26 protein-coding genes are annotated in these 24,065 nt (G+C 71.3%); 13 read left to right on the top strand and 13 right to left on the bottom strand.

Features of this window, described 5'->3' with window-relative positions; translation table 11 throughout:
* Positions 1-58 precede the first annotated feature (58 nt).
* The 4 genes from ACIOEW_RS34775 to ACIOEW_RS34760 are packed head-to-tail and all read left to right on the top strand — an operon-like array spanning position 59 to position 2,260.
* Positions 59-952, top strand: coding sequence for a DMT family transporter (locus tag ACIOEW_RS34775; RefSeq protein ID WP_362548552.1), 894 nt, complete (start codon positions 59-61; stop codon positions 950-952).
* Positions 953-1,000: 48 nt separating this feature from the next.
* Complete coding sequence (locus ACIOEW_RS34770; RefSeq protein WP_401968920.1) at positions 1,001-1,513, top strand: NUDIX hydrolase; 513 nt, start codon at positions 1,001-1,003, stop codon at positions 1,511-1,513.
* 43 nt (positions 1,514-1,556) lie between these two features.
* A complete protein-coding gene (locus ACIOEW_RS34765) occupies positions 1,557-1,952 on the top strand; it encodes a DUF202 domain-containing protein (protein WP_362548558.1) in 396 nt (131 codons plus the stop codon).
* Positions 1,949-2,260 carry a DUF202 domain-containing protein gene (locus ACIOEW_RS34760; protein ID WP_401968918.1) on the top strand — a complete coding sequence of 104 codons (312 nt, stop codon included), beginning with the start codon at positions 1,949-1,951 and terminating at the stop codon, positions 2,258-2,260. The genes ACIOEW_RS34765 and ACIOEW_RS34760 overlap by 4 nt, the downstream gene beginning before the upstream one ends.
* Positions 2,261-2,275: 15 nt before the next feature.
* On the opposite strand, the gene ACIOEW_RS34755 is transcribed toward ACIOEW_RS34760, so the two are convergent.
* Positions 2,276-3,217, bottom strand: a complete 942-nt coding sequence (locus ACIOEW_RS34755; protein ID WP_401968916.1) for an NADP-dependent oxidoreductase — start codon at positions 3,215-3,217, stop codon at positions 2,276-2,278.
* Between the two features lie 68 nt (positions 3,218-3,285).
* Positions 3,286-4,575, bottom strand: coding sequence for a glucarate dehydratase family protein (locus ACIOEW_RS34750; RefSeq protein WP_362548567.1), 1,290 nt, complete (start codon positions 4,573-4,575; stop codon positions 3,286-3,288).
* A 154-nt stretch (positions 4,576-4,729) separates the two neighbouring features.
* Between ACIOEW_RS34750 and ACIOEW_RS34745 the strand changes: the two genes are divergently transcribed.
* Together ACIOEW_RS34745 and ACIOEW_RS34740 are read left to right on the top strand one after the other, a co-directional pair.
* Positions 4,730-5,758, top strand: coding sequence for a phosphotransferase family protein (locus ACIOEW_RS34745; RefSeq protein WP_401968914.1), 1,029 nt, complete (start codon positions 4,730-4,732; stop codon positions 5,756-5,758).
* Positions 5,759-5,766: 8 nt separating this feature from the next.
* Positions 5,767-6,981, top strand: a complete 1,215-nt coding sequence (locus ACIOEW_RS34740) for an acyl-CoA dehydrogenase family protein (protein ID WP_362548573.1) — start codon at positions 5,767-5,769, stop codon at positions 6,979-6,981.
* Between the two features lie 36 nt (positions 6,982-7,017).
* Here the strand turns inward: ACIOEW_RS34740 and ACIOEW_RS34735 are convergent, their stop codons facing one another.
* Entirely contained in the window at positions 7,018-7,281 is a 264-nt protein-coding gene (locus ACIOEW_RS34735; protein WP_401968911.1) for a HEAT repeat domain-containing protein, read from the bottom strand.
* Positions 7,282-7,386: 105 nt separating this feature from the next.
* A complete protein-coding gene (locus ACIOEW_RS34730) occupies positions 7,387-7,551 on the bottom strand; it encodes a hypothetical protein (protein ID WP_401968908.1) in 165 nt (54 codons plus the stop codon).
* A 74-nt stretch (positions 7,552-7,625) separates the two neighbouring features.
* Here ACIOEW_RS34730 and ACIOEW_RS34725 point away from each other — a divergent pair, with 74 nt between their 5' ends.
* Positions 7,626-8,504, top strand: a complete 879-nt coding sequence (locus ACIOEW_RS34725; RefSeq protein ID WP_401968905.1) for a LysR family transcriptional regulator — start codon at positions 7,626-7,628, stop codon at positions 8,502-8,504.
* A gap of 6 nt (positions 8,505-8,510) precedes the next feature.
* On the opposite strand, the gene ACIOEW_RS34720 is transcribed toward ACIOEW_RS34725, so the two are convergent.
* The 3 genes from ACIOEW_RS34720 to ACIOEW_RS34710 are packed head-to-tail and all read right to left on the bottom strand — an operon-like array spanning position 8,511 to position 11,560.
* On the bottom strand, positions 8,511-9,104 hold the full coding sequence (locus tag ACIOEW_RS34720) for a TetR/AcrR family transcriptional regulator (protein WP_362548585.1): 594 nt from the start codon (positions 9,102-9,104) through the stop codon (positions 8,511-8,513).
* A 36-nt stretch (positions 9,105-9,140) separates the two neighbouring features.
* Positions 9,141-10,799 carry a class I adenylate-forming enzyme family protein gene (locus ACIOEW_RS34715; protein WP_401968902.1) on the bottom strand — a complete coding sequence of 553 codons (1,659 nt, stop codon included), beginning with the start codon at positions 10,797-10,799 and terminating at the stop codon, positions 9,141-9,143.
* Entirely contained in the window at positions 10,796-11,560 is a 765-nt protein-coding gene (locus ACIOEW_RS34710) for an SDR family oxidoreductase (RefSeq protein WP_362548591.1), read from the bottom strand. Before ACIOEW_RS34710 ends, ACIOEW_RS34715 begins: the two co-directional genes overlap by 4 nt.
* A gap of 184 nt (positions 11,561-11,744) precedes the next feature.
* Here ACIOEW_RS34710 and ACIOEW_RS34705 point away from each other — a divergent pair, with 184 nt between their 5' ends.
* On the top strand, positions 11,745-13,022 hold the full coding sequence (locus ACIOEW_RS34705) for a DUF1343 domain-containing protein (RefSeq protein ID WP_362548594.1): 1,278 nt from the start codon (positions 11,745-11,747) through the stop codon (positions 13,020-13,022).
* Positions 13,023-13,103: 81 nt separating this feature from the next.
* Here the strand turns inward: ACIOEW_RS34705 and ACIOEW_RS34700 are convergent, their stop codons facing one another.
* The gene (locus tag ACIOEW_RS34700; protein WP_362548597.1) at positions 13,104-15,950 is read right to left on the bottom strand and encodes a penicillin acylase family protein; all 2,847 of its coding nucleotides are present in this window, start codon (positions 15,948-15,950) and stop codon (positions 13,104-13,106) included.
* A gap of 230 nt (positions 15,951-16,180) precedes the next feature.
* Between ACIOEW_RS34700 and ACIOEW_RS34695 the strand changes: the two genes are divergently transcribed.
* On the top strand, positions 16,181-16,792 hold the full coding sequence (locus tag ACIOEW_RS34695) for a hypothetical protein (protein ID WP_362548600.1): 612 nt from the start codon (positions 16,181-16,183) through the stop codon (positions 16,790-16,792).
* Positions 16,793-16,858: 66 nt separating this feature from the next.
* On the opposite strand, the gene soxR is transcribed toward ACIOEW_RS34695, so the two are convergent.
* Positions 16,859-17,344 carry a redox-sensitive transcriptional activator SoxR gene (soxR, locus tag ACIOEW_RS34690; protein WP_362548603.1) on the bottom strand — a complete coding sequence of 162 codons (486 nt, stop codon included), beginning with the start codon at positions 17,342-17,344 and terminating at the stop codon, positions 16,859-16,861.
* Positions 17,345-17,518: 174 nt separating this feature from the next.
* On the opposite strand from soxR, the gene ACIOEW_RS34685 reads away from it, so the two are divergent.
* Positions 17,519-17,980: a MaoC family dehydratase gene (locus ACIOEW_RS34685; RefSeq protein ID WP_326735322.1), complete on the top strand. Its 462-nt coding sequence runs from the start codon at positions 17,519-17,521 to the stop codon at positions 17,978-17,980.
* 74 nt (positions 17,981-18,054) lie between these two features.
* Here ACIOEW_RS34685 and ACIOEW_RS34680 read toward each other — a convergent pair whose 3' ends face one another.
* The 3 genes from ACIOEW_RS34680 to ACIOEW_RS34670 all read right to left on the bottom strand — a co-directional run bounded on the left by ACIOEW_RS34680 (position 18,055) and on the right by ACIOEW_RS34670 (position 20,292).
* Positions 18,055-18,678 carry a TetR/AcrR family transcriptional regulator gene (locus ACIOEW_RS34680; RefSeq protein ID WP_362548606.1) on the bottom strand — a complete coding sequence of 208 codons (624 nt, stop codon included), beginning with the start codon at positions 18,676-18,678 and terminating at the stop codon, positions 18,055-18,057.
* Between the two features lie 83 nt (positions 18,679-18,761).
* Positions 18,762-19,052 carry a YiaA/YiaB family inner membrane protein gene (locus tag ACIOEW_RS34675; protein WP_362548609.1) on the bottom strand — a complete coding sequence of 97 codons (291 nt, stop codon included), beginning with the start codon at positions 19,050-19,052 and terminating at the stop codon, positions 18,762-18,764.
* A gap of 88 nt (positions 19,053-19,140) precedes the next feature.
* Positions 19,141-20,292 (bottom strand): acyl-CoA dehydrogenase family protein, encoded by a 1,152-nt coding sequence (locus ACIOEW_RS34670; protein ID WP_362548612.1) that lies wholly within the window; start codon positions 20,290-20,292, stop codon positions 19,141-19,143.
* Positions 20,293-20,356: 64 nt separating this feature from the next.
* Between ACIOEW_RS34670 and ACIOEW_RS34665 the strand changes: the two genes are divergently transcribed.
* From ACIOEW_RS34665 to ppk2, 3 genes are all read left to right on the top strand, one after another.
* On the top strand, positions 20,357-21,007 hold the full coding sequence (locus tag ACIOEW_RS34665) for a TetR/AcrR family transcriptional regulator (RefSeq protein ID WP_362548615.1): 651 nt from the start codon (positions 20,357-20,359) through the stop codon (positions 21,005-21,007).
* A 78-nt stretch (positions 21,008-21,085) separates the two neighbouring features.
* Positions 21,086-22,066 (top strand): DMT family transporter, encoded by a 981-nt coding sequence (locus ACIOEW_RS34660; protein WP_401968895.1) that lies wholly within the window; start codon positions 21,086-21,088, stop codon positions 22,064-22,066.
* Positions 22,032-22,958 carry a polyphosphate kinase 2 gene (ppk2, locus tag ACIOEW_RS34655; protein WP_362548621.1) on the top strand — a complete coding sequence of 309 codons (927 nt, stop codon included), beginning with the start codon at positions 22,032-22,034 and terminating at the stop codon, positions 22,956-22,958. Before ACIOEW_RS34660 ends, ppk2 begins: the two co-directional genes overlap by 35 nt.
* On the opposite strand, the gene ACIOEW_RS34650 is transcribed toward ppk2, so the two are convergent.
* Complete coding sequence (locus ACIOEW_RS34650; protein WP_362548624.1) at positions 22,955-24,034, bottom strand: Zn-dependent alcohol dehydrogenase; 1,080 nt, start codon at positions 24,032-24,034, stop codon at positions 22,955-22,957. The genes ppk2 and ACIOEW_RS34650 overlap by 4 nt on opposite strands.
* Positions 24,035-24,065: the final 31 nt, after the last annotated feature.

Here is a 24,065-nt window from a genome sequence, read left to right as displayed (position 1 = left end):
CCAGGCGCTATCGTCGAAACAAATCACCCTCTTCCGGCCTGACTTGGGGTGGAGAAGCGTGTCGGTGCTGGTCCTGGTGCTCGCCGTGAGCGCCGCCTGCTGTCTGGGGTTCGGCTTCGTGCTGCAACAGGCCGCCGCCAGCCACGCCCCGAGAAGCGACTACCTGTCGCCCCGGCTGCTGCTGGACCTGATGCGGGTGCGCAGCTGGCTGGCCGGCATCGGCCTGATGGTCTGCGGCATGGTGCTGGGCGCCCTGGCCCTGGGCAAGGGCGAGGTCTCCGTCGTCGAACCGCTCCTCGCCACCAATCTGCTCTTCGCGATGGCTCTGTCCCGTCACCGGACCGGTCAGCGGCTGGGCCGGCAGGGCTGGGCGGGGCTCTGGCTGCTGGCCGGCGGGGTCGCCGCGTTCCTGGTGGCGGGCGAGCCGAAGGGCGGACAGGCGGTGTCGAGTCCACTGCGGCACTGGCTGGTGATCGGCGTGGTGGTGGGCCTGGCCCTGCTGCTGACCGCCTTCGCCAAGCGCTCCAGGTCGGGGGTGTCCCCCGCGCTTCTCGCGGTCGCGGCGGGACTGCTCTACGGACTCCAGGACGCCCTCACCCGTGTCAGCGGGCAGCGGCTCTCGGACGGGGGCTGGGCGGCGCTGGTCACCGGCTGGCAGCCGTACGCGGTGCTGGTGCTGGGGGTGACGGGGCTGATCCTCGTGCAGAGCGCGTTCGAGACCGGCCCGCTGCGGATGTCGCTGCCGGCGCTGACCGCGGCCCAGCCGCTGGCCGGGATCGCCTGCGGGATCGGCTTCATGGGCGACCAGGTGCGTACCGACACCGCCGCGCTGGCCTGGCAGGCGGCCGGGCTCGCCGCGATCGTGACCGGGATCGTGCTGCTCGGGCTGCATCCGGCGATGCCGGAGGGGCCGGTGGGCGGGCGCCGCACGCAGCGTCTCCAGCCGCGTTGAGGGCGGTCCGTCACCTGTGTGTCAGCGGGCTGATGTTGGATGAGGGGCATGACCCCTTCTGACGAGATCCTGGACATCGTGGACGAGAACGACGTCGTCGTGGGACAGGCCCCGCGCGGCGAGGCGACCGCGCAGGGCTTGCGTCACCGCTGCGTCTTCATCGAGGCCCGGGACGCCGAGGGCAAGATCTTCGTGCACCGCAGGACCGCGACCAAGCTGGTCTTCCCCTCCCACTACGACATGTTCGTCGGCGGGGTCGTCGGGGCCGGTGAGTCCTACGACGAGGCGGCACTGCGGGAGGCCGAGGAGGAGCTGGGCGTCACGGGACTGCCCCGTCCGGAGCCGGTGTTCAAGTTCCTCTACGAGGGCGGCGGCCACACCTGGTGGTCGTCCGTCTACCGGGTACGGTGCGAGCTGCCGGTGAAGCCGCAGGTGGAGGAGGTCGCCTGGCACACCTTCCTCACGGATGCGGAGCTGGAGCAGCGGCTCGGCGACTGGCAGTGGGTGCCGGACGGCCTGGAAAGCTACCGGCGGCTCCAGGCGTTCCGGGAGTCCTCCTGAACCGGCCGAAGATGCGCTCCAAAGTGGCCGATAGGGTCCGTACGTGAACGAATTTGTGCAGAGCATGCGGCTGTGGTTCGCGCCGCAGCGGATCCGCGAAGAAGGCGACACCCCCGACTACCGCTTCTCGCTCGCCAACGAGCGGACCTTTCTCGCCTGGATCCGGACGGCTCTCGCGCTGATCGGCGGCGGTTTCGCGGTCGACCAGTTCCTGCCCGAGCTGGCATGGGGTGTCCGCGCGGGTCTGGCGCTCGCGCTGCTTGCGGCCGGTGTGCTGTGCGCGCTGCGGGCCGTCAACCACTGGGTGCGGTGCGAGCGGGCGATGCGCCGCGGCGAGGACCTGCCGGTCTCCCGGTTCCCGACGCTGCTGAGTCTCGCGGTCGCCGTCGTCGCCGTGGCGATGGTGGTGGTGGTCCTCTTCGGCTGGGAGGGCCGGTGAGCACCGGGGAGCGGGATCCCGGCCTGCAGCCGGAGCGGACCAGGCTGGCCTGGCGGCGCACCACGCTCTCCTGCACCGTGGTGGCACTGCTGGCGGGCAAGCAGGCGCTGCACAGCGGGGCCACCCCGGCCGGGGTGATCGCCCTGTCGTTGAGCGTGCTCGCCTGGCTGGGGTTTCTGCGCGTGGCGAACCGACGGGTGCAGGGCATGGGGACCGCCCGCCCGCGGACACTCGGGTCCCGGGAGGCCCTGACGGCTACGGCGTGCACGGTAGCGCTGGCCGTGTTCGCCGCCGCCATGCTGTTCTGAGCCGCGGACCGGCGGTCAGTCCTCGCCCTCCCAGTCCACGGTGACGACGATCTTTCCGCGGGTGCGGCCCTGCGCGTTGAGCCGGTGGGCCTCGGCGGCCTCGGCCAGGGGGAAGACCCGGTCCACGTGGACGGAGACGATGCCCCGCTCGGCCAGCTCCGCCAGATGGGCCAGGTCCTTGGCGTCGGGCCGGACGAAGGCGTACTTGCCGCCGTACGAGAACACCTCGTCGTCGACGATGGACGCGAGGCGCCCGTCCGGCGCGAGCGTCTCGGCGGACACCCGCAGGGCTTCACCGCCCACGGTGTCGAAGGCGGCGTCGATCCCGTCGGGAGCCAGCTCCCGCAGCCGGTCCGCGAGCCCGTCCCCGTAAGCCACGGGTTCCGCGCCGAGCTGCCGCAGATGGTCGTGGTTGCGTTCGCTCGCGGTCCCGATGACCCGGCAGCCGGTGTGACGGGCGATCTGCACGGCGAACGATCCGACGCCTCCCGCCGCCGCGTGGACGAGGACGGTGTCCCCGTTGCGGATCCGCAGGGTCCGGTGGAGTACCTGGTAGGCGGTGAGGCCGGCCAGGGGCAGGCCCGAGGCCTCCTCGAAGCTCAGGCTCAGGGGTTTGCGCGCGAGGGTGCGCACCGGTGCGGCCACGTACTCGGCGAAGGTGCCGCGGCTGAGGAAGTCCTCCCGCACGTATCCGATGACCTCGTCGCCGACGGCGAACTCGTCGACGGCGATACCGGGCTGGACGACGACCCCCGCCACGTCCCAGCCGGGGATCACCGGGAAGACCGCCTCCAGAGCGCCATCGAGGTGCCCCTCCCGTGCGACACGGTCGACCGGGTTGACGGCCGCGGCCCGCACCTTCACCAGGACGGTGTCGGGACCGACCTTGGGGTCGGGCCGCTCGCCGTATTCCAGGACGTCGGCCCCGCCGTACCTGCTGTAGCTGATCGCCTTCATGTAACGACCCTCGGCGCGTGGCGGGGCGCCCGCAACTCAGGCCGGATGTGGCCCGGACGGACCGGCTCTCACCAGCGCGGGACCGACGGCGTCCGCCACTCCGGCTCGGCCTTGCGCATCGCGGCGGCGTCGTCGCGCTCGCGCATCGTGCCGTCGTCGTCGAGCCAGCGGCGGTGCAGTGCGGCCAGGCGTTCCCGGTCGAGTTCGACACCGAGGCCCGGGGCGTCGGGGACGGTCAGCCGGCCGTCCTCGAAGACATGGCGGGTGGTGATGACGTCCTCGCTCTGCCAGGGGTAGTGGCTGTCGCAGGCGTAGTCGAGGTTGGGGACGGTGGCCGCGACGTGCGTCATGGCGGCGAGGCTGATCCCGAGGTGGGTGTTGGAGTGCATGGACAGGCCGACGCCGAAGGTGCGGCAGATGCCGGCAAGTTCGCGGGTGCGGTGCAGCCCGCCCCAGTAGTGGTGGTCGGAGAGGACGACCTGGACGGCGCCCCGGGCGAAGGCCTCCGGGACCTCGGCGAGCGTGGTGACGCACATGTTCGTGGCCAGAGGTACGTCGGTGCCGGCGGCGACGGCGGCCATCGACTCCGTGCCGCTCGCCGGGTCCTCCAGGTATTCGAGCACGTCCTTCAGCTGCTCGGCGACGTGGAGCGAGGTCTCGACGGACCAGGCGCCGTTGGGGTCCAGGCGCAGCGGCTGTCCGGGGAAAGCCTCGGCCAGCGCGCGGACCGCGGCGATCTCCTCGTCGGGCGGGAAGACACCGCCCTTCAGCTTGAAGGAGGAGAAGCCGTAGTCACGGGCGAAGCGCCGGGCCTGGGCGACGACTCCGGCCGGGTCGACGGCCGCACCCCAGTCGTCGCTCTCGCCGCCGTCCGGGTGCCCGGCCCAGCGGTAGAAGAGGTACGCGCTGTACTCGACGCTGTCGCGGACCTTGCCGCCGAGCAGCGCGTGCACGGGCAGGCCGAGGGACTTGCCCAGGGCGTCCAGGCAGGCGACCTCGAAGCCGGACACCACGGAGAGCCGCAGCTTGTCCGCGGTCTGGACGCCGCGCAGACCGCCCGCGTCGACCCGGCCGTCGGCCGCGCGTGAATCTCCGCACACCTCGTCGGCGAGGGCGAAGAGGCCGTTCACATCGCTGACCGGGCGCCCGGCCAGCGCCCTGGCGAGCGGCTCGGCCAGTTCGAGGTACTTGCCGTCGCCGTAGGTCTCCCCGATGCCGGTCACACCACCGCGGGTGACGACCTCCACGATGAGCCGTGGGGTGTACGGCTGGTGGACGCCCTGGGTGTTGAGGAGCGGCGGGTCGGCTATGAGGATCGGCGTCAGCCGGACTTCGTCGATCAACAGCGCAGTATCCATACGTGAACTCTATTCAGAGGTGCGACTGAGCGCCAGGGCTCGGCCGCCTTTCGGGCCGGATTCCCCACATCCGGTTCCGGAAGTTCACTGGACGACATACCGACTGGTCGGCATCATGAACACCGACGTCTTATCCACCCCGGAGGTGCGCACGATGAGCCCAGTCCACCCGCCAGGTCTCGACCTCGACCGCCTGCGCGGACATCTCGACCGCGAGCGGCCGGGTCTGGTGAACGGACCGCTCGACGCCGGGCTCATCGAGGGCGGCCGCTCGAACCTGACCTACGTCGTCACGGACACGGACGGCACCGGCCGCTGGGTCGTCCGCCGGCCGCCGCTGGGCCATGTGCTGGCCACCGCGCACGACATGAAGCGCGAGCACCGGGTGATCAGCGCGCTGCACCCGACAGCCGTCCCGGTCCCGGAAACCCTGCTGCTCTGCGAGGACGACTCGGTCATCGGCTCGCCGTTCTACGTCATGGAGTACGTCGAGGGCACCCCGTACCGCACGGTGGAGCAGCTCGCCCAGCTGGGCCCCGAGCGCACCCGCAAGGCCGTGCTGGGCCTGGTCGACACCCTGGTGGAACTGCACGCCGTGGACCCCCAGGCCGTCGGCCTCGGCGACTTCGGGCGCCCCGAGGGCTTCCTCGACCGGCAGCTGCGCCGCTGGGGCAAGCAGCTGGACGCTTCCCGCAACCGCGAACTGCCCGGTATCGACGAGCTGCACGCGGCCCTCGGCCGGCAGCTGCCCGGCTCCCCCGCGCCCACGGTCATCCACGGCGACTACCGCCTGGACAACGTGCTGATCGGGTCCGACGACGAGATCAAGGCCGTCCTCGACTGGGAGATGTCGACGCTCGGCGACCCGCTCACCGACCTCGGGCTGCTGGTCATGTACAGCTCCGACCTGGGTCTGCCCGAGTCGCCGGTCTCCACCACCAGCGGGGCGGCCGGCCACCCCTCCCCCGCCGAGCTGATCGAGCGCTACGCCGTCCGCTCCGGCCGGGACACCTCCGGCATCTCCTGGTACACGGCGTTCGCCTGGTTCAAGCTCGCCGTGATCCTGGAGGGCATCCACTACCGCTACACCCTGGGCCAGACGGTCGGCGGCGGCTTCGACCGCATCGGCGACCTCGTCCCCGTCTTCATCGAGCACGGCCTCACCACCCTCCAGGAAGGCTGACCCACCCCATGGACTTCGCATTCGACGCCCGCACCGAAGAGCTGCGCGCCAAGCTGCTCACCTTCATGGACGAGCACGTCTACCCGGCCGAGAAGACCGCGGACGAGCAGCGCGAGCTGCTCGCGTCGCCATGGGACACCCCGCAGGTGGTCGAGGACCTGAAGGCCGAGGCCCGCAAGCAGGGGCTGTGGAATCTCTTCCTGCCGGACGCCGAGTTCGGCGCCGGGCTGACCAACCTCCAGTACGCCCCGCTGGCCGAGATCCTGGGCCGCTCACCGCAGTTGGCGCCGACCGCGCTGAACTGCGCGGCGCCGGACACCGGGAACATGGAGGTGCTGGCGCAGTTCGGCACCGAGGAGCAGAAGAAGCAGTGGCTGGAGCCGCTGCTGGCCGGGGAGATCCGGTCCGCGTTCGCGATGACGGAGCCGGAGGTCGCCTCCTCGGACGCGACCAACATCGAGACCCGCATCACCCGGGATGGCGAGGACTACGTCATCAACGGCCGCAAGTGGTACATCTCCGGGGCGATGAACCCGGACTGCGCGATCTTCATCGTGATGGGCAAGACCGACCCGGACGGTGAGGACATCCGCCGCCAGCAGTCGCAGATCCTCGTCCCGCGCGACACCCCGGGCCTGACCGTGAAGCGCGCCATGAAGGTGTACGGCTACGAGGACCACTACCACGGCGGCCACGCCGAGGTCGTCTTCGACAACGTGCGGGTGCCTGCGGCCAACCTGGTCGGCGAGGAGGGCGGCGGCTTCGCCATCGCCCAGGCACGGCTCGGCCCGGGCCGGATCCACCACTGCATGCGGCTGATCGGCATGGCCGAGCGCGCCATCGAGCTGATGTGCCGCCGCGCGGTGGCCCGGAACGCCTTCGGCAAGCCGCTCGCCCAGCAGGGCGTGGTGCAGAACTGGATCGCGGACGCCCGGGTCACGGTGGAGCAGCTGCGGCTGCTGGTGCTGAAGACGGCCTGGCTGATGGACACCGTCGGCAACCGCGGCGCGCACACGGAGATCCAGTCCATCAAGATCGCCACCCCGCGCGCGGTGGTCTCCATCCTCGACCAGGCGGTGCAGCTGCACGGTGCGGGCGGCGTCAGCCAGGACTTCCCGCTGGCCGAGCTGTGGGCGGCGGCACGGACGCTGCGGCTGGCGGACGGTCCGGACGAGGTGCACCAGCGGTCGCTGGCCCGCCGGGAGATCAAGAAGTACCTGTAGGGGGTGGCCGGCGGCTGGCCGGGGCGGCGGATCACGTCAGTGCTCGCCGGCCCCGATCCGGTCCAGTACCTCCGTGTACAGGGAGCGCCGGTCGGGCCGGGCACGGGCGGAGGCGTGGCGGAGTGCCGGGACCGCCGCCCCGCCCAGCTCGACGAGCCCCTCGCCCGCCGCCTCTCGCACGACGGCGTGCGGGTGCCCCAGCAGCGCTGTCACCGCGGGAACCGCCGGCTCCCGGCCCGCCCGGCAGAGCGTCCGGACCGCCGGCACTCGGGCGTCCCTCCGCCTTCCGATGCACCACATCCGACATCGCGCACCGATCCACCAGGAACTACGGGACAGCCCCCAGCCGCGCACCCTGCGGCTCCACCGACGCGTTCCGGGCCTTCGCGCCCTCCCTGCAGCGCCTCAGTAGCCGCCGTACGGTACGTGGTCGGCGAGCGCCAGCTCGCGGGCGAAGGCCCTCACCCGCAACAGGCACCGGGCCAGGAGCCGGAAGGACCTCGGCCGGTGCGGCCCGTAGGCCGCGTTCCACAGGGCCGGGACACGCGTCGAAGTCTGGATATGCGCCATGTATCCACCTTCACCCCGCCAAGGCATTCGGTCCAACAGATGGATTAGCTGGCTGCGATCGCTACCGTAGATGGATGGAGATTCGCCAGCTCCGCCACTTCATGGCGGTGATCACGCACGGCAGTTTCACAGCCGCCGCGCGCGCCGAACTGATCGTGCAGTCCGCACTGAGCACCTCCGTACGCAATCTCGAACGGGAGCTGGGGGCCGACCTCTTCGAGCGGACCGGCCGCCGGGTGGTACTGACCGAGGCGGGCCGGGCACTCCTGCCGTCGGCCCGGACGGTGCTGGCCGGGACCGACGCGGCGCGCGACGCGGTGGCCGCAGTCTCGGGGCTGGCCACCGGGCGGGTACGTATCGGCACGATCCAGACGCTGACCTGCGTGGACCTGGCCGCCGAGCTCGCCGCGTACCACCGGCTGTGGCCCGGGGTGCAGATCTCGCTCCGCGAGGCGACGACTCCGGAGCTGGTGGCGGGGGTGCGCGCGGGCGAGCTGGATCTCGCCTATCTGGCGCCGGACGCGGCCGAGCTCCCGGAGGGCATCGTCGCCTTCGCCTCCTGGCAGGAGGACCTGGTGCTGATCACGGCGCCCGGCCACCGGCTGGCGACCGCCGGGCGCACCCTGATCAAGGACCTGGCCGACGAGCCCTTCGTGGACTTCCGCGCGGGAACCGGCCTGGAGACGGCGGTACGACGGCTGGCCGCTCACTGCGGTCTGGAGCGCCGGATCACCTGTGATGTGACGCAGATCCGGCTGCTCGTCGATCTCGTACGGGCGGGCATCGGCGTCGCGATCGTGCCGCGCCGGATCGGCCAGGAGGCGGGGCTGCCGTGTGTGAGCATCCGCCAGCCCGAGCCGGGCCGGACCGTCGTGCTGGTGGGCCGGGCTCCCCGGCCACGGAACCCGGCGGCGGAGGCGCTGCTCGGCCGGCTGGCCGGCAGCGGGTCCTGAGCGGTCCTACGGCCGCAGCGCGCGCAACAGCAGATCGGCGAGGTGGTCGGCGACCTCCTGCTGGGACAGCGGGCCGTCCGGCCGGTACCAGGTCGACAGGTGGTGGACCGAGCCGAAGTGGTAGTCGACGATCAGGTCCGCCGGAGTGGCCGTGGAGAACACCCCGCTGCGCTGCCCCTCCTCCACCAGTGCCCGGAAGCGCTCGTGGTAGCGGCGCCGCTCCACCCGTACCTGCTTGTTCTTCTCGGGACTCAGGTGGTGCATGGAGCGGAAGAAGATCGACGCGTCGTCGAGGTTCTCGATGGTGGTGACGACCACGTCGGCCGCGGCGTCACGCAGCCGCTGCTCGACCGGCGCGTCGGCGTCCGCGAAGGCGTCGAGCCGCTCCTGCTGGAGCCGCAGCACCCGGGCGTACACCTCCTGGAGGAGGTCCTCCTTGGAGCCGAAGTAGTGGTACAGCGCACCCTTGGTGACCCCGGCCGCCTCGACGATCTCCTGGACCGAGGTGCGGTCGTACCCCTGTTCGGCGAAGAGCCGGGTGGCGGCGGCCAGCAGCCGCTGGGGGACGGGGGTACCGCTCCCGTCCGTTGCCTTGGCCATAGCCGCCACCTTCCTTCCGTGCTGTGGTGAACCGTTCTAACGGGGTGAACGCAGTTCCCGCCTGAGGATCTTCCCACTTGCCGTCTTGGGAAGTTCCGTCAGGATCTCGACTTCGCGCGGGTACTTGTACGCGGCAAGCCGTTCCTTGCAGTACGCACCCAATTCACCGGGTTCGACCGAGGCACCGGGCCGCAGACTGACATAGGCGCGGACCGTCTCGCCGCGGTAGGCGTCGGGGATGCCGACGACGGCGGCCTCGCGCACAGCCGGGTGGGTGTAGAGGACATCTTCCACCTCGCGCGGCCAGACCTTGAATCCGGAGGCGTTGATCATGTCCTTCTTGCGGTCGACGACATAGAGCCAGCCCTCGCGGTCCATGAAGCCGATGTCGCCGGTGCGCAGCTCTCCGTCCGGGAAGGCGGTGGCGGTGGCCTCGGGCAGCCGCCAGTATCCGGAGACGACCTGGGGACCGCGCACCGCGATCTCGCCCTGCTCGCCGAAGGGCACGTCCGCCCCGTTCTCGTCGATGATCCGCACGACCGTGTCCGGGCCGGGAACGCCGACCGAGAGGGTGCCGGAGACCGGGTCGACGGGCGCCTCGCGCTCCGGCGGCACCGAGGCGCAGGGGGCGGTGCATTCGGTGAGGCCGTAGCCGTTGCGGATGTACGGGCCGAAGCCCGCCCGGAACTTCTCGACGAGCGCGGGCGGCAGTGGTGCGCCGCCGGAGGAGATCACCTGGAAGGACGCGAAGTGCTCGGGGGACACGCCGGGGGTCGCGGCGAGCGCCATGAAGGCGGTCGACGGGCCGACCGTGTAGGCGGGCCGGTGCTCGGCGAAGGCGTCGAGGACGACGCCGGGGTGGAAGCGGTACGCCAGGACCAGGGTGCCCGCGTTGGTGAGGCAGACGGCCAGCTGGCAGACCATGCCGGTGATGTGGAAGAGCGGGGCGAGGGCGAAGTAGGAGGAGCCCTCGGTGATGGGGTGGCCGGTGCGCTGGCGTTCGGCGTTGACCATGATGTTGCCGTGGGAGTTCATGGCGCCCTTGGGGGTGCCGCTGGTCCCGGAGGTGTAGCTGATCAGCGCCACGTCACCGGCGGCGAGCTCCCGGTCCGCCGGGGCCGCGAGGCCCTGTCGGGCGACGGCCACCAGGTCGTCGGCGTCACCGGCGGCCGGCAGCCGCTCGAAGTTCAGCACCCGCTCGTCGTTCTTCGTCTGGAGGTCCAGCTCGCAGGCGGTGACGGCGATCCGGACGGACGGGGCACCGGCCGCGGTGTCCCGCAGATACGCCTCCCAGGCCCGGTCGGAGCAGATCAGCGCCGTGACGTCCGCGTCCTTCAGTACGTGGCCGACCTCGGCGGACTTGTACATCGGGTTGAGCGGCACGACCGTCGCCCCGGCCTTCCAGGCGCCGAGCAGCGCCAGGACGAACTGCGGGGAGTTCTGCAGCATGATCGCGACCCGGTCGCCGCGCTTCAGCCCCCGGGCGGCGAGGTGGCCGGCCACGGAGTCGGAGAGCTCGTCGGTCTCGGCGTAGGTGAGGCGTCCGTCGAAGTAGGCGAGCGCCGGGTGGCCGGGTGCCCGGGCCACGGAGTCGCGGAAGGCGTGCACCAGCGTTTCGGCGGGGCTGACGGGGGCCCGCTGTGCCTCGCTGAGCAGCGGGAGCCAGGGCTTGGCCGCGTAGACGGACTCGCTCATGCGCCGGTCTCCTCCCACTTGCGCTGGAGGTGGTTCATATTGCCGAGCCAGTGGTCGGTGTCCTTGGTGCGGGCCCGGTAGTAGCCGGCGACCTCGGGGTGCGGCAGGACGAGGAACCGGTCCGCGGCCATGGCGTCGAAGAGGGCGTCGGCGACGTCCTCGGGCTCGATCGCGCTGGGGGCGAGAACGAGCTTCCCGGCCGATCCGGCGGCGGTGAGCATGTCCGTACGCACACCCTGCGGGCAGATGGCGTGGACCTTGACGCCGCGGTGGCGGTAGGTGAGGGAGAGCCACTCGGCGAAGGCGACCACGCCGTGCTTGGTGACGCTGTAAGGCGCCGCGCCGATCATCGTCAGCAGTCCGGCGGCGGAGGCCGTGGAGACGAACCTGCCGCTGCCGCGCTCCAGCCAGTCCGGGAGCAGCGCCTTCGCCGCGCGGACGTGGGCCATCACGTTGACGTCCCAGGCCGCGGCCCAGACCTCCTCGTCGGCGAAGACGTCGCCGGGCGAGGCGAGGCCGGCGTTGGCGCAGTAGACGTCCACGGTGCCGTCCAGCGCGTCCCGCGCGGCGTCGACGATCCGCGAGGCGTCGCCGGCGACCGCCACGGCTCCGATCTCCTCGGCCAGCGCCTTGATCCGGCTCTCGTCGAGGTCGTTGACCACGACCCGTGCGCCTTCGGCGGCGAATCTGCGGGCCAGTGCGGCGCCGATGCCGCCTCCGGCCCCCGTGACCACTACGCCCGCGCCCTGCACCGTACTCATCGGTCCCGCCTCTCTCAGCCGACTGCACCGGCAGACTAACCGGTCGGTATGTCGTCGGGGAAGGGGTCTGGGCCTCTCATCCGCCACTCCGTGCACAGCAGCCCCGTCCGGCTCGTTCCCTGCGGCCCTCTCGCGCGCTAGCGTGCGTGACCATGACAGACGTCGCGATCATGGAGGTAGCCGAATGAGCCTGTCCAGACGTGGATTGCTGGCCGCCGGCGGTGCGGTGGGAGCTCTCGCGGCGACTGCCGCTTCGGCCGGACCCGCAGCCGCCCTCCCCTCGCCCGGCAAGGGGCACGGCGGCGGACACGGCCGGGTCCGCACCGGCTTCGACCGGCTGGCGGCGGACGGGTACGCGCTGCTGAAGGGGCAGCGGGTCGGCGTCGTCACCAACCCGACCGGGATCACCTCCGACGTCCGGCACATCGTCGATGTGATGCACCCGGACGAGCGCGTGAACCTGACCGCCGTCTTCGGCCCCGAGCACGGCTTCCGTGGCACGGCGCAGGCGGGCGGCTCGGAGGGGCGCTATGACGACCCGGCGACCGGGCTGCCGGTCTACGACACGTACCTGAAGAGCGGTCAGGCGCTCGCCGACGTGTTCACCGCGTCCGGTGTGGACACGATCGTCTTCGACATCCAGGACGCGGGCGCCCGCTTCTACACGTACATCTGGACGCTGTACGACTGCCTGGAGGCGGCCGCCCTCGCGGGCAAGAAGCTCGTCGTGCTGGACCGGCCGAACCCGGTGACGGGGCGGGCGGCGCTCGGACCGGTGCTCGACCCCGCGTTCGGCACCTTCGTGGGCCGCCGGGAGATCGCGCAGGCGCACGGCATGACGGTCACCGAGCTGGCGCTGCTGTTCAACGGGGAGTTCCTGGCGGACCGTCCCGCCGAGCTGGAGATCGTGAAGATGTCGGGGTGGTCGCGCGCGGACTTCTTCGACGGGACCGGGCTGCCGTGGGTCCCGCCGAGCCCCAACATGCCGACACCCGACACCGCGCTGGTCTACTCGGGCACCTGCCTCTTCGAGGGCACCAACCTCTCCGAGGGGCGCGGGACGACCCGCCCGTTCGAACTGCTGGGCGCGGAGGGCGTCGACCACACCTGGGCGGCCGCGGCGAACGCGCTGAACCTGCCCGGAGTGGCGTTCCGCGAGGCGTACTTCGCGCCGACGTTCTCCAAGTTCCAGGGCAAGACGGTGGGCGGCGTCCAGCTGCACGTGCAGGACCGCGAGGTCTTCGACCCGGTGCGCACCGGGATCGCGCTGCTCGTGACGGCGAAGCAGACCTGGAGCGGGTTCGCCTGGCGGCCCGACAACTGGATCGACAAGCTCACCGGCAACACCCGGGTCCGCACGATGATCGACGCGGGTGCGGACACGGATGAGGTCGTCGGGGCGTGGGCGCAGGACCTGGCCGCGTTCCGGGCCGTGCGCAAGCGGTATCTGCAGTACCGGTGAGGTGGTGCCGGGCGGGCCCCACGGGTGGGGCCCGCCCGGCGGACTCCGCCCGCGAGCCCGGCACGATCCGAACGAGAGGCCCTAGCGGTGGGCCGGGAACTCCACCACCTGCTGGTACGTCGGGCGGTTCTGCCAGTGGATCGCCTTCTGCGCGATCCCGCCCAGTGCCCGGTGGATGATCGAGTCGGTGCACCACTGCTCACCGGCCTTGCAGCTGTCGTCGGCCGGGTACACCTCGGCCGCCGGAACCGCCGCCGCCTGCTGCAGCGTGGACAGCAGCGCCGCGCGGCAGCTGCTCAGATCGCCGTTGCCGCAGTAGGACTTGGCGAGCGGGCCCTTGACCGGCTGTCCCAGCACCTGGCGCAGGTCCTTGTCGGCGAAGCCCCACCAGCCGTACTGGAACGCCGAACCGCTGTGCGCGCCGCTCGGCCCGTGGCTGGCCGCCGGGGACTCGTCGGTGGCGAGGTTCGCGGTCAGCGCCCCGTACAGATCGTCACCGAGGCCCGGCTTGAACTCCGCCTCGATCAGCTTCGGCCACCACGCGTCCATGATCCGCACCGCGTCGGCGTTGGTGTACGTGTGCGAGCCCGGGCTGCTCTCCTTGCGCTGGGCGCCCGACGCCCGCCAGGAGTCCAGCTGCTGGACCACCGCGTCGAGGCCCGGGTCGGTGACCGGCTGGGAGCGGATGACCTTCAGCAGTTCGGGCAGCAGCTGCTCGCCGCGCAGATCGGTGAGCGCGGCGTCCGCCATCGCCCGGGTGAGGGAGGCGCGGGTGACACCGCCCTCCTCCACCAGCTTCGACACCCGGTCGTCGAGCAGATCGGCCCGGTGCACCGCGCTGAGTCCGAAGCCCGCGGAGGCGTACCCCTCAGCCTGCTTGTTGTTCCAGGAGACGTAGTAGTCCTGGCCGCTGGAGTGCGGGTGCTCGGCGAAGGGGGTGTGGGCGGCGGTGTTGGCCGCCGGGTCGTAGCCCTGCCACTCGTACGCCTTCTCGGCCCTGATGGGCAGGGCCGGGTCGACGCCGGCCGCACGGACCGGGTTCATGCCGCTGTTGTAGTAGGCGGCGGTGCGGGAGTCGGCGTAGAACCAGTTGAAGGCGTAGTCGATGTTGCTCGCAGCCTGCTGGAAGGAGGCGGCGTCGGTGACGTAGGACGGGTCGTTGAGCATCTGGAAGCCGATGATCGAGTCGGCCTCGTGCCGGTAGGTGGTGCGCAGCGAGGTGTACGCGACCGGCTTGCCGTCCACCGTGGCCCGGTGGGTGACGATGCCGTAGCCGGTGCGCCACACCTGCATCCGGTAGGAGCCCTTCGCCGTGGAGTCGGCGACGGTCGGCTTCCAGGAGTTGGACTTCTCCAGCTTCTCCATGGCGGTGCAGGCGCCCCGGTAGAGGTAGTGCGTGGAGGCCTTGGTGGGCGCGGAGCCGTCGGGTTCGCACAGGTCGACGGCGTAGGTGTCGGTGATGTCCTGTCCGGCGGAGGTGGCGCTCCAGGCGTAGTCCTGGCCACGGCCCATCTGGATGTACATGCCGACGCCGGCGAAGGAGACACCGCGGGCGCTGATGCCGGGGCCCTGGAGCTCCTGGAGCATCATCAGCTGCGGGGCGAAGTAGCCGGTCTGCGGGCCGAAGACCGCGATCGGATTTCCGCTCGCGGTGCTCTTGCCGGAGACCAGCAGGGCGTTGGACATGCCGCGCTTCTGGGCGCCGGAGCCCGAGCCGGGGAGCGAGCCCTCCGGGATGACTCCGTCGTCGTAGATGCCCTGGGCCTTCTTGAGCGTGGCGGGGGCCTTGACGGGGGCCTTCGCGTTGGTGCCCGCGGAGCCGGTGCGGTCGTGGATCAGCGGCTCGGCGGTGACGGAGCCGGGGTCCGGGAGAGCGGTGCCGACGGCCTTGTCGGGCTTGTTGGCGTACGGGAACGAGGTGCCGTCGTGGACGGTCAGCACGGCCTCGGGGTCGTTGCGCTGGCGGAACGACTCCCAGACCCTGGTGCCCTCGGCGACGCCGTACTTCTGCTGGGCGGAGAGCAGGGACAGTGCCGCCTGCACCTCGCCGCCACCGCCGCCGCCGAACTGGCCGCCGACGACCGAGGCGATCGAGATCAGGTCGGTCAGCCGGAACGGCTGGATCTCACCGATGTTGGTGATCGCGTCGATCTTGCCGGTGAGGACGTACTCACCGGGGAAGTAGCGGCCCTTCTTCGACTTCTCGCGGTAGGAGTTGATGCCGTCCACATAGGCCTGGGCGTCCGCCATGGCCTGTTCGCCGCGGGGGCCCTCATGGGTCCTGATGTACTCGACCTGAGCCTCCAGATCGGCCTCGGTGTACGGGGCCTGCGGCCAGAACTGCTGCTCCAGTCCCTGGTTGGCCAGCGCGCCGCCGGCGAACGAGGTCAGCTCCCCGCGCCCGATGTGACGGAAAAGGTCCATCAGCCACAACCGGTCCTGCCCGGCGGCGAATCCGGCGCCGAACTCGGTGCCGTAGCGGGTGGTGCCCTTGATGTGCGGGACGCCCGACACCTTGTCCCGGGTGATGGTGACGTCGTCGCGGGGCGAGGTGACGGACTCGACCTGGTCCTTCGCGACGCCGAAGGAGGCGTCGTTGAAGAAGTCGTTCAGCTTCTGGTCGGTGAGGCCCGTGTGCCCGGCCACCAGGCCGTCGTAGCGGTCGAGCTGGTCGTCGCTGTGCGCGGGATGGGTGCCGAACGCCTTGTTGCCGAGGATCTCGACGAGGGTGGCGTTGCCGTTCTCGCCGGGCGGCAGGATGTCGTCGCACTGCCCCTGGCAGTAGTCGACGACGGGCACGGGGTCCGCCTCGCTGGCGCCCGCATGAGGTGCGGAGGCCAGCAGGGACGTGCCGAGGGCGAGAACGGCCGCGACGGTGGCGGCTCTTGTCCTGCCGGTGCGTACGGACATGCGGGTGCGTGGGGGCATGCGTGCTCCTCAGAGAGGCCGATGCGCCGGAGGTTACCGACGGTATGACCCGCCGGTAAGGTGAACATCGGTCACCTTTTCCGAATCACCACATCCCGTCGCATGACGAGCCGTCATCTCAGCAGATGGACCAACTCGTCATTGGATGGAGCCGATCCGGGCACTCGTACGTCCATTCACTGACGCCGAAGTGCGGGCGACGGAGTACGAGCGACGGAGGTGGCGGTGCAATGGCCGGTTTCCGGAGTCTTGCGAGACAGGTCCGCGATCCGCGGAGCGATCTGGCGCTGCGGCGGTACTCGCTGCGCAAATGCCTGGAACGCTTCGCACCGTACGGCCACCGGGCGACCTGGGACCACCTGTGCGTCCGGCACGGGATAGGCCCCGAGGACCGGGCGCCCGACCCGGCGCGGCTTATGCGCGCACTGGAGGAGCTGGAGAAGGCGCGGGCGGTCTGGCTCGGGTACGAGGCGGGGTTCGCCGAGCGCCGCAGGCGGGAGAAGCACGATGGACTGCGCAGGCCGGGCGCGTTCGACGACTGGCACCGGCGCACCTGGGGCGGGAACGGGGTCGCGCGATGCGACGACCCGGCCGTCCACCCGGCGGCACCGCTCGCCGACGTGCTGCTCCGGCTGATCTCGGCCCTGGAGTCGGAGCCGGGTACGGGCTGCCCGGTGTGCACCCGGGCCCGCATCATCTGGCGGCAGGACCTGGACAGCGAGCCGTGGTCCGGTCCGGTCTGTGCCGGGTGCGGGATCGTGGTGCCGCAGCCCGTGCTCACCCCCGACGCACTGGCCAGGGCCCGGCGCACCCGGATCGGCGGTCTGGCGGCGGTCTCCTGAGGCGCGGAACGGCCCGCCCGGCACCAGGAGACCGCCGGACGGGCATCCGCGGACCCACCAGGGCGCTCAGCACCCTCCTGCGGACCGGTTCACGGCCTTGAGCTCCGGCATCAGGCGCGAACCGCTGATCCGGTCACCGGAGACATCGTCCGGGTTGGAGAGCACACAAGTGTCCAGCGACAGGCAGCCGCAGCCGATGCAGTCGGTGAGGTGGTCGCGCAGCCTGCTCAGCTGCCGGATCCGCTCGTCCAGCTCGGAGCGCCACGCCGCGGAGAGCCGGGCCCAGTCGTCCCGGTTCGGGGTGCGCTCCTCCGGGAGCTCGGCCAGGGCGTCACGGATCGTTGCCAGCGGGATGCCGACCCGCTGCGCCGCACGGACGAAGGCGACCCGGCGCAGCGCGTCCCTGGTGTAGCGGCGCTGGTTGCCACTGGTGCGGCTGCTGCTGATCAGGCCCTTGGCCTCGTAGAAGTGCAGGGCCGAGACCGCGGCGCCGCTGCGCGCGGAAAGCTGGCCGACCGTGAGCTCATGGAGCGTCTGTGGGATCTGGGGCACTCATCGAACCCTACGCGGCCCACTCCCGGCCGGTCCGTCGTTGACAGGAACGCACCCGCCAACCATGCTGAGCAAGCGCTTAGACAGGCTGGTGATCGCGGGCGGCTCCGCCCCCGCCCGCCGGCCGGACAGGCGACGACGTTGGTCGAGAGCGGGAAGGCAGGGACCAGGGACATGGCAGAGCCGAGGATCTTCACGTCCGCGCAGGAGCTGCGTGACGGTGTGGGCGAGCAGCTGGGACACAGTGACTGGCTGGAGGTCGACCAGAAGAGGATCGACCTCTTCGCCGAGGCCACCGGCGACCACCAGTGGATCCATGTGGACCCGGAGCGCGCCGCGGCCGGGCCGTTCGGCACCACGATCGCGCACGGCTACCTCACGCTCTCGCTGCTGCCGGCGCTCGTACCGCAGGTCATGCAGGTCGAGAACACGAAGATGGGCATCAACTACGGGACCAACAAGGTCCGTTTCCCCTCGACCGTGCCCGTGGGCTCACGGCTGCGGGCGACGGCCGTCCTGAAGAGCGTCGAGGAGGCGGGCGGCGGCGTGCAGGTCACCGCCGTCGTCACGGTCGAGCGCGAGGGCGGCGAGAAGCCGGCGTGCGTCGCCGAGTCGGTGTCGCGCTTCTACTTCTGAGCTGGACGAGGGCGTTGTCCGGGCCCCTGCCGGGGTCGCGGACAACGCCCTTCCCACTGCCCGGGTCGGCCGCGTCAGCGCTTGGCCGCGACCATCCGCAGCACGAGCCCGGCGTACAGTTCGCCCACCTCGTCCGGCGTACGGCTGCCCTGCGCGTTGAACCACCGCGCCACGTCGATGCAGAGCGAGAGCACGGCGAGCGCGGTGCCGGGCACGTCGGAGACGTCGAACTCCCCCGCCGCCACGCCCTCGCCGATGATCCGCCGCACCGCCGCATCGCTCCTGCGGCGCAGTTCGACGATCTCGGTGCGGTGCTCGTCACCGAGCGCGTCGAGCTCGTACTGGACCACGCGCGCGGTGGTGTGCCGCTCGGCGTGCCAGCGGACGAAGGCCCGCACGGCACCGGCGAGCCGCTCGGTGGCCGTGCCCTCGCCGTCGGCGGCTGATTCCAGGAGCGTCAGGGCCCGGTCGTGACCGATCCTGCTGATCCGGTGGAGCAGCTCTTCCTTCGTCTTGTAGTGGATGTAGAGCGCGGCGGGGCTCATCCCGGCGCGGCCGGCGATGTCCCGGGTGGTGGTCGCGTGGTACCCGCGCTCGGCGAAGGCGTCGACGGCCGCGACGAGGAGCCGCCGGGCGGCCTCGGGCGTCACTTCGGCCCACGGCGTGTTCTCGCCGTCGGTCTCCTCCGCCGTGCTCATCGTCGGTCGCCCCTCTCAGTCAGCAGGACGAACACCATACCCCGATCCTGAGCAAGCGCTTAGAGGGCCGAGGGGTGAGATGGTCAACGCTTCTGGAAGGGGTCGTGCTCCGCGAGGATCTTCTCCAGCCGGGCCTGGTCGACCCGGCTGACGATCTGGCCGGCCTCCTGCCGGTCCCGGATCACCTTGGCCAGCGTGAAGGCCGACGTGACGAGGTAGAGAACGCCGATGGCGAGGAAGCCGCGCACCCAGCCGTCGGCGTCGAGGAAGTAGATCCCGAGGGCGACCGCCCCCATCGCCACCCCGAAGGACGCGACGGCCTGTCCGTAGAAGGCGGCGGTGCTCTGCTGCTTGACCGATGTCGTCTCACTCATGCCGTCCAGCATCGGGCGGCATGGCGCACAACACATCCGCCCGCGTACTCAGGCCGGTACTCAGACGCCCGTTCGGGTCCTACGGGAGTCAGAAGGCGGAGACCCCCGTCAGGGCGCGGCCGATGATCAGCTTCTGGATCTGGCTGGTGCCCTCGTAGAGCGTCATCACGCGGGCGTCGCGCAGCAGCTTGCCGACCGGGTACTCGTCGATGTAGCCGTAGCCCCCGAAGACCTGGACGGCGTTGTTCGCGGCGCGGACGGCGGCCTCCGAGGCGAAGAGCTTCGCCTGGGACGCGGCGGTGGCGAAGGCCTCACCGCGGTCGATCAGGTCGGCCACCCGCCAGGTCAGCAGGCGGGCGGCGTCGACGTCCACGGCGATGTCACTGATGAGTTCCTGGACGAGCTGGTAGCTCGCGATCGACTTGCCGAACTGCTCGCGCTCGCCCGCGTATCCCACGGCCGCGTCCAGGGCGGCCTGGGCGATGCCGACACAGCCGGCGGCGACCGACATCCGCCCCTTGGCCAGCGCGGACATGGCTATGGAGAAGCCCTTGCCCTCGGGTCCCATGAGGGTGGCGGCGGGGACACGGACGTCCTCCAGCACCAGCTCGGCGGTCGCCTGGCCGCGCAGGCCGAGCTTGCCGTGGATGGTGCGCCGGGTGAGGCCGGGGGTGTCGGTGGGGACCAGGAAGGCGGATACGCCCTTGTGGCCGGGGGTGTCGTTGGTGCGGGCGAAGAGCAGCACCACATCGGCCCAGGTGCCGTTGGTGATGAACATCTTGCTGCCGTTGATGACGTAGTCGCCGCCGTCCCGCACGGCTTTCGTCGTCAGGTTCCCGGCGTCCGACCCGGTGCCCGGTTCGGTGAGACCGAAGCAGCCGACCGCGTCCCCGGAGGTCAGCCGCGGCAGCCACTGCCGCTTCTGCTCCTCGTCGCCCCAGGCCGCGATGGTCTTGGCGACCAGACCCAGCGAGACCGAGACGATCCCGCGGACCGAGGAGTCACCGCGGCCGAGCTCCTCGGTCACCAGGCAGTACGCGAGGTGGTCGCCGCCCGAGCCGCCGTACTCCTCGGGGACGGTCAGACCGAGGAAGCCCAGGGAGCCCAGCTTCTTCACGATCGACTTGTCGACGTTCTCGACCCGGTCCCACTCGACGACGTACGGGGCGACGTCACGGGCGACGAAGTCCTTGGCGAGCTGCCGGACGGCTTCCTGCTCCTCGCTGAGCTCCAGGTTCATCCTTCGACTCTCCACATTAATTAGCACTGCTAGTTTTAGGCTTGCAGGGCCTACTATGTGCCGCATGGCCCGCCCGCGCAAGCCCCTCCTCAGCAGAGTCCGCATCGTCGAGACGGCGAGCGCCCTCGTGGACGCCGAGGGTCTCGGCGCGGTGTCGACCCGCCGTCTCGCGGCCGAGCTCGGGGTCAGCGGGCCGTCGCTCTACAACCACTTCCGCAACAAGGACGAGATCCTGGACGCGGTCGCCGACTCCGTCTCCGCGCAGGTCGATCTGTCGATGTTCGACGAGTCCGACGCCCGCGACTGGCGGGCCGCGCTGCACGACTGGGCCGTCTCCTACCGTGCGGCGCTCAGCGCGCATCCGCACATCGTCCCGGTGCTCGCCCAGGGCCCCGGCCGCCGCCCGGCCGGCCTGCGGGTCGCCGACGCCGCGTTCGGCGCGATGGTCCGCGCGGGCTGGCCACCCGCCCAGGCCACCTACATCGGAGCCCTCATGCGCTACTTCGTCACCGGATCGGCTCTCGGCTCGTTCGCCCGGGGCTTCGTCGACGACGAGACGGCGTACGACCCGGCCGACTATCCGCACCTGGGCCAGGCACATCTGCTGGCGGAGCGCCGTCAGAAGGTCGACGAGGGGGCCTTCGAGACGGGACTGCGGGCACTGATCGACGGCCTCGCCCTCCAGTACGCCGCTCGCGCGCAGGGCGCGCGGTAGAGGGCCGCGCCGGCCGCGTCCGCCGGTCCCACGACTGTTCGGTGGGCGCCGAACCCTCCTGGCCCTACGGTCGGGACCATGACGACGCCCCCTCCCCCCGCCGCACCCCCGGAGCACCGTGACTGGCGGGCCGCGGCCGCCGCCTGCACCACCGTGGTGCTGTGGGCCTCCGCCTTCGTCTCCATCCGCAGCGCGGGCGATGCCTACTCCCCCGGCGCGCTGGCTCTCGGGCGGCTGCTGGCCGGCTCCCTGGCTCTCGGCACCCTCCTGCTCCTGCGGCGGGAGGGGCTGCCGCCGCGGGCCGCCCTGCCGGGGATCCTCTGGTCCGGGCTGTTGTGGTTCGGCCTGTACATGGTGGTACTCAACTGGGGTGAGCAGCAGGTGGACGCGGGCACCGCCGCGATGGTGGTGAACATCGGGCCCCTGCTGATCGCCCTGCTCGGCGCCCGGCTGCTCGGCGAGGGGCTGCCGCGCCGGCTGCTGCTGGGCATGGGCGTGTCCTTCGCGGGCGCGGCGGTGGTGGGACTCTCCATGTCGGGGCACGGGAGCTCCTCCGTGCTGGGTGTGCTGCTCTGCCTGCTGGCCGCTGTGGCGTACGCGGGCGGAGTCGTCGGCCAGAAGCCCGCGCTGCGGCACGGCTCGGCGCTCCAGATCACCACGTTCGGCTGCCTGGTCGGCACCGTGGCGTGTCTGCCCTTCGCCGGTGCGCTGGTGTCGGACGCGGCCGACGCACCCTTGCCGGCCACCCTGAACATGGTCTATCTGGGGATCTTCCCGACCGCGCTGGCCTTCACCACCTGGGCCTACGCGCTCGCCCGCACCACGGCTGGGCGGATGGGCGCCACCACCTACGCGGTGCCCGCACTGGTGGTGCTGATGTCGTGGCTGCTGCTGGACGAGGTGCCCGCGCTGCTCACGGTCGCCGGCGGACTGCTCTGTCTGGCCGGGGTGGCGGTCTCCCGGAAGCGTCCGCAGACTGGTGCGACGCGGAGGAATCCGGCCCCGCAGGTGGAAGGACCCTCTCATGACGCGGAGCACCAGGCAGCCGACCGGCCGTAAGAAGGCGAAGGGGGCCGAAGGCCCGGTTCTGGTGACGCCCGAGGGCCGGCCGGGTGACGCCTGGCGCGAGGACTATCCGTACACCACGAAGCTCGGCCGCAAGGCGTACGACAAGTCCAAGCGTGCCCTGCAGATCGAGCTGCTGAAGCTCCAGCACTGGGTCAAGGAGCACGACGAACGGCTCGTCATCCTCTTCGAGGGGCGGGACGCCGCCGGCAAGGGCGGCACCATCAAGCGGTTCACCGAGCACCTCAATCCCCGTGGTGCGCGGGTGGTGGCGCTGGAGACGCCCACCGAACGCGAGCGCTCCCAGTGGTACTTCCAGCGGTACGTGGCGCATCTGCCGGCCGCCGGGGAGATCGTGATGTTCGACCGGTCCTGGTACAACCGGGCCGGTGTGGAGCGGGTGATGGGGTTCTGCTCGACCCCCGAGTACCTCGAATTCATGCACCAGGCCCCGGGGTTCGAGCGGATGCTCGCCCGTGACGGCATCCATCTGGTGAAGTTCTGGTTCTCCGTCTCGCGCAACGAGCAGCGCAGCCGGTTCATGAGCCGGCAGACCGATCCGGTGCGGCAGTGGAAGCTGAGCCCGGTCGACCTGGCATCGCTCGACAAGTGGGACGCGTACACCGAGGCCAAGGAGCTGATGCTCTTCCACACGGACACGGCGGACGCGCCGTGGACCGTGGTGAAGAGCAACGACAAGAAGCGGGCCCGGCTGGAGGCGATCCGGCACGTCCTGCACCGCTTCGACTATCCGGACAAGGACGCCAGGGTGGCCGGGGAGCCGGACCCACTGATCGTGGGCCCGGCCTCCCGGCTCTTCGAGCAGGGCGAGATGGAGGCCCGGCTGCTCACCACAGGACGGTCCGGAGCAGGGCCGGAGAATTAGAAGACCACCAGGGCCCGGCCGCCCTTTCCGGCGATCATGTTGTCGAAGGCCGCCGGGATGCCGTCCAGCCCGATCCGTTCCGTGACCATCATCGACAGGTCGAAGCGGCCCGCCCGGATGTGGTCGGCCAGCACCGGCAGATCGCGGGCCGGGTCGCTGTTGCCGTACACACAGCCCGTCAGGGACCTGCCCCAGTGGAAGATCTCCAGGGCGTTGAACGTCACCTGCTGGTCCTTGCCCCCGATGCCGACGACCGTGGTGCGGCCGCCGCGTCGGGTGGACTCCCAGGCGGTACGGATGGTGGCGGCCCGGCCGACACACTCGACGGCCACGTCCGCGCCCTGGCCTCCGGTGAGCCCCCGGATCTCGCGGGGCGTGGTGGCGGAGGCGATCACGTAGTCCGTGGCACCCGCGCGGCGCGCGAGATCCTCTTTCTCCGGGGAGACGTCCACCGCGATGATCTTCGAGGCTCCCGCGATCCGGGCGGCCTGGAGCACGGCGAGGCCGACGCCTCCGATGCCGAACACGACGACGGACTCGCCGGTGCGGACCCGTGCGCTGTGGTGGACCGCGCCGTACCCGGTCAGGACCGCGCAGCCGAGCAGGGCCGCGTCGGTGAGCGGGATGCCGTCCGGGGCGGGCAGGACGCAGTTCGCGGCGACCACGGTCTCCTGCGCGAAGGCGGCGACGTTCAGTCCGGGGTGCAGTTCGGTGCCGTCCGCGGTGCGGGCGTGGATGTTCGCCGCACCGGCCAGGGCGTTGGTGCAGAGCCAGACCTCGCCGATGCCGCAATGGTGGCAGCTGCCGCAGGACGGCGCCCAGTTGAGGACGACCCCGTCACCCGGGGCGAGGTCGCCGACGCCCTCGCCCACCGAGACGACGGTGCCCGCGCCCTCGTGGCCTAGGACGGCGGGGACGGGCAGCCGCATGGTGCCGTTGGACAGTGAGAGGTCGGAGTGACAGACCCCGGCGGCGGCGAGACGGACGCGCACCTGGCCGGGGCCGGGCTCGGGCAGGGTGATGTCGGTGATCTCCAGCGGAGCTCCGACGGCGGACAGTACGGCGGCGCGGACCACGGACTGGCTCCTTGCTGATCGGGGATACGGA

It is taken from the genome of Streptomyces sp. NPDC087901, from assembly GCF_044742205.1.
Taxonomy (GTDB): domain Bacteria; phylum Actinomycetota; class Actinomycetes; order Streptomycetales; family Streptomycetaceae; genus Streptomyces.
Note: the sequence above shows the minus strand (reverse complement) of the source record. Positions and strands in the feature narration are given on the sequence as shown.